2 protein-coding genes and 2 pseudogenes are annotated in these 3,129 nt (G+C 63.6%); 1 reads left to right on the top strand and 3 read right to left on the bottom strand.

Going from position 1 to position 3,129, the window contains the following annotated elements; translation table 11 throughout:
* Positions 1-249 (top strand): annotated as a pseudogene (locus EN984_RS28225) (LysR family transcriptional regulator); the annotation flags it as partial.
* A gap of 168 nt (positions 250-417) precedes the next feature.
* Here EN984_RS28225 and EN984_RS28220 read toward each other — a convergent pair.
* The 3 genes and pseudogenes from EN984_RS28220 to EN984_RS28210 all read right to left on the bottom strand — a co-directional run.
* A complete protein-coding gene (locus EN984_RS28220) occupies positions 418-1,344 on the bottom strand; it encodes a DMT family transporter (RefSeq protein WP_127272333.1) in 927 nt (308 codons plus the stop codon).
* 60 nt (positions 1,345-1,404) lie between these two features.
* Entirely contained in the window at positions 1,405-2,292 is an 888-nt protein-coding gene (locus EN984_RS28215; protein ID WP_127272334.1) for a DMT family transporter, read from the bottom strand.
* Positions 2,293-2,467: 175 nt separating this feature from the next.
* Positions 2,468-3,129: pseudogene (locus EN984_RS28210) on the bottom strand (peptidase S10); the annotation flags it as partial.

The raw sequence follows: 3,129 nt of genomic DNA, 5'->3' as shown, positions 1-3,129 counted from the left end.
GGCCGCCGCTACCGCATCGCTGCCGGCAGCGCCAGTCTGGCCGGCCTGCGCACGGCGGTGAACGCCGGTGTCGCGCTGACGCTGCGAACGGCTCGCTTTGCCCATTCCGGCATTGTCGAGGCGCCGCGCGAGCTTGGCCTGCCGCAGGTTCCAATGGCTGAGTTCGCCATCCGGCTGCGCACCGGTGCCGACGGGTCGGCAGCCGATCTGGCGGCCCTTCTCAGCGGCAACCTTGCCTTGTCGGGCTGAATGCCCAAAGAAAAAGCCGACCTTACGGTCGGCTTGGTGGCAAAGAAAAAGCCGACCTTACGGTCGGCTTGGAGTAGGACGGGCCGAGGGGTTTGGGGGGACTTGGGGATGGCCCGTCGCATCCATAATGCCTGACCCGGATGATGGTTCCGTGACTGTGTCACTTTTTTAAGAAATATTTGACGCCACGCGTTGCGGGCCGGCCATGCGTTGCGAGCGGGCCCTCAGCCAATCCCGCCCCGCATGGGCGAACACCGCGCACAACACGATGACGCCGCCGATCATGCTGGCGGCTGGTGCAATCTCGCCCAGGAACAGGAAGGCAAACAGGATCGCGAACGGCACTTCGGCCGAGCCGAGCAGTCCGGATTCGGCCGGCGGGATGAGCCGCGCGCCCTCCGTCCACAGGATCGAGGACAACGCAAAGGACGCGCCGAACGTGGCGAGCAGAACGGCATCCCTTTGCGAAACCGCCAGCGGATCGGTGACGAACCAGCCGAGCAGGAACAGCAGGAACGCCGAAACCGCGCCGGCCCACACCACCGGCGTGTCGCGGAACGCGCGCACCATGATCATGTAGAGGCCGCTGCCGATGGTCATCAGCAGTGCCAGTCCGTCGCCGAACAGATTGCCGGTGCCGAAGCCGGACCAGACCATGATCGCCACGCCGCACAGCGACACGGCGGCGGCGACCATCGTCTGCAACCGGAAGGGTTCGCGCGTCAGAACCCAAGCCAGCAGCGCGGTGACGAAAGGTGCTGTGGCATAGATGACCGCGACATTGGCGACGAAGGTGAACTTGAACGCCGAGATGAAGGCGATGCTGGCCAGAGCTCCCTCTACCGCCAGCAGCCAGCCGCGCCAGCCAAGCCGCAGCGTTTCGCGGTTACCGGAACGGTGACGCCGCCACAGCACATAGAAGCTGATCAGGATGGCGCCGACAAAGCCGCGCCAGCAGATGATGGTCAACGGGTCGGCATGGATCGACTTTGTCAGAACACCGGTCAGGCCGAAAACGGCAGCTGAGGACGACACCAGGATGATGCCGAGTGTGCGCTCTGCGGCGGTGTCGGTGGCGGCTGCAATGTCAGTCATGCAACCAGCCTACGCCGCTTGGTCCTGACATCGTAGTGTCAGCAATGATGGTGATCCACATCATAGGCGTTTGCGGAAATGCTCGGTGCCGACGATCAACAGGCCGGCGGCGACGATCAGCGCAGCGCCCAGGAACACCTCGCGGCGCGGCACGTCGCCCCAGATCGCAAAGCCGAGTGCGAATGCCCACAACAGCGAGGTGTATTCCAGCGGCGCGAGGACCGAAGCCGGTGTGCGCTTCATGCCTTCGAACAGAAGATATTGTGCCAGGCCGCCGAGTGCGCCGACGCTGGCAAGGAGCAGCAACTGAGCCCCGTCCGGTGTCCGCCACAACAACAATGCCGGCACCGCCGAAAACAGCAGGAAATAGAAATTGTTGAGCAGGAGCTGGATCATCGAGCACTCGGCAAGGGCGGTCTTGCGCAAGAGCACGATGGCGATGCCCCACAAGAAGGCCGCCGCCAGCACCAGCAGCACCGGCACGGACAGGCCGAGATGGGTCGGATCGCAAGCGACGAACACGCCGGCAAAGCCGATCAGCACCGCCAGCCAGCGCAGCATCGGCACCTTTTCGCCGAGCAGGAACACTGAAAGCACTGTGACGATGATCGGGGCCGCATAATAGACGGTGGTCAGCTCGGCGAGCTGCAGGCTGCGCGCGGCGTTGTAGTAACACAGCCACGCAGCAAGCGTGAAGGCACTGCGCACCAGCATCGGCCGCACGATCGGCGAGCGCATCGTGTCGGCAAACAACTGTCGTCCGCCGATCGCCGCGCACGCGCCCAGAATGGCAATGCTGCGGAAGAACATGATCTGCCAGACGCTCATGCCGACGACCAACAGCTTGATCGAGGCATCCTGTGTCGAAAACAGCAAATAGGCAGCACCGGTCAGCAGGATGCCTGCAAGCACCCGCTCGCGTGTTTCGAGAATGGCGATATCGGCCATAAGGCGCGTGGGACCAAATTGCCGGAGCGGCAGAATGCTGTGAGGAGCGACACGAGGAGCTGTGAATTCAGTTCCCTCGGCACCAAGCTATAAGGGCGAAAATCGCTGCGGCGCTACGCCAGCCCGCTGGTTATGTTGGGGCAGGGGGCCATGCCGAGCTGCACTGTCGCCAAGCCTACTGCGTCGCCTGGTAAAGCTCCGAAGCGGCTTCTTTCAGCGCGCGTCGGCCGTCGGACCTGAAATACATCATGTGCCCGCCCTCGACGACATCGAGACGGATAGGCTTGGCATCGGCGAGCGATGGGATCTGGTTCACCAGGTAGCGCGAGGCGAGGTAAGGCGTGACCAGGTCGGTGTAGCCGTTGACGATCACGACACCAAGCGAAGGGTTCAGTGAGCGTGCGCGCTGCAGATCGTCCATCACTCCGGCATAGCCTTGCCGCGAGGCGCTGGTCCCGTAATCCCATTTGTGGCTGATTTCGCCATTGAGCAGCCGATAGCTGACATCGGTGCGGAAACTCAATTCGTCACGGATGTAGCCGACGAAAGCCGACGTCAGCGCCGGCACGCTGCGGTCGAGCACCGGATCCGGGCCGGCGATGCGGGCGCTCTCAGGCGCGATATCGGCTGTGCCGATCGTGGCGTCATAGGGGCTGAGCACCTTGCCGCTGGCACGGGCGAACTCCCTTGCGAACAGTCTGGTGGGGATGCGAGCGGAGTTCCGTTGCACCAAATCGAGTGGCAGGCCGGTGATCTCAGCGACGCGCTGGCTCGCCAGCCGCCTGCCTTGCTCCAGTCCGCTGGTGATTGCCGTAAGGTAATCGCCCATCGCATAAT

The organism is Mesorhizobium sp. M7A.F.Ca.CA.004.12.1.1, assembly GCF_003997835.1.
Lineage (GTDB): Bacteria > Pseudomonadota > Alphaproteobacteria > Rhizobiales > Rhizobiaceae > Mesorhizobium.
The sequence above is the reverse complement of the archived record's forward strand: the minus strand, read 5'-3'. Positions and strand labels throughout refer to the sequence as shown.

Coding starts and splice junctions, on each gene's coding strand:
- EN984_RS28220 (WP_127272333.1), bottom strand. CDS start 1,344: ATGACTGACATTGCAGCCGCCACCGACACCGCCGCAGAGCGCACACTC.
- EN984_RS28215 (WP_127272334.1), bottom strand. CDS start 2,292: ATGGCCGATATCGCCATTCTCGAAACACGCGAGCGGGTGCTTGCAGGC.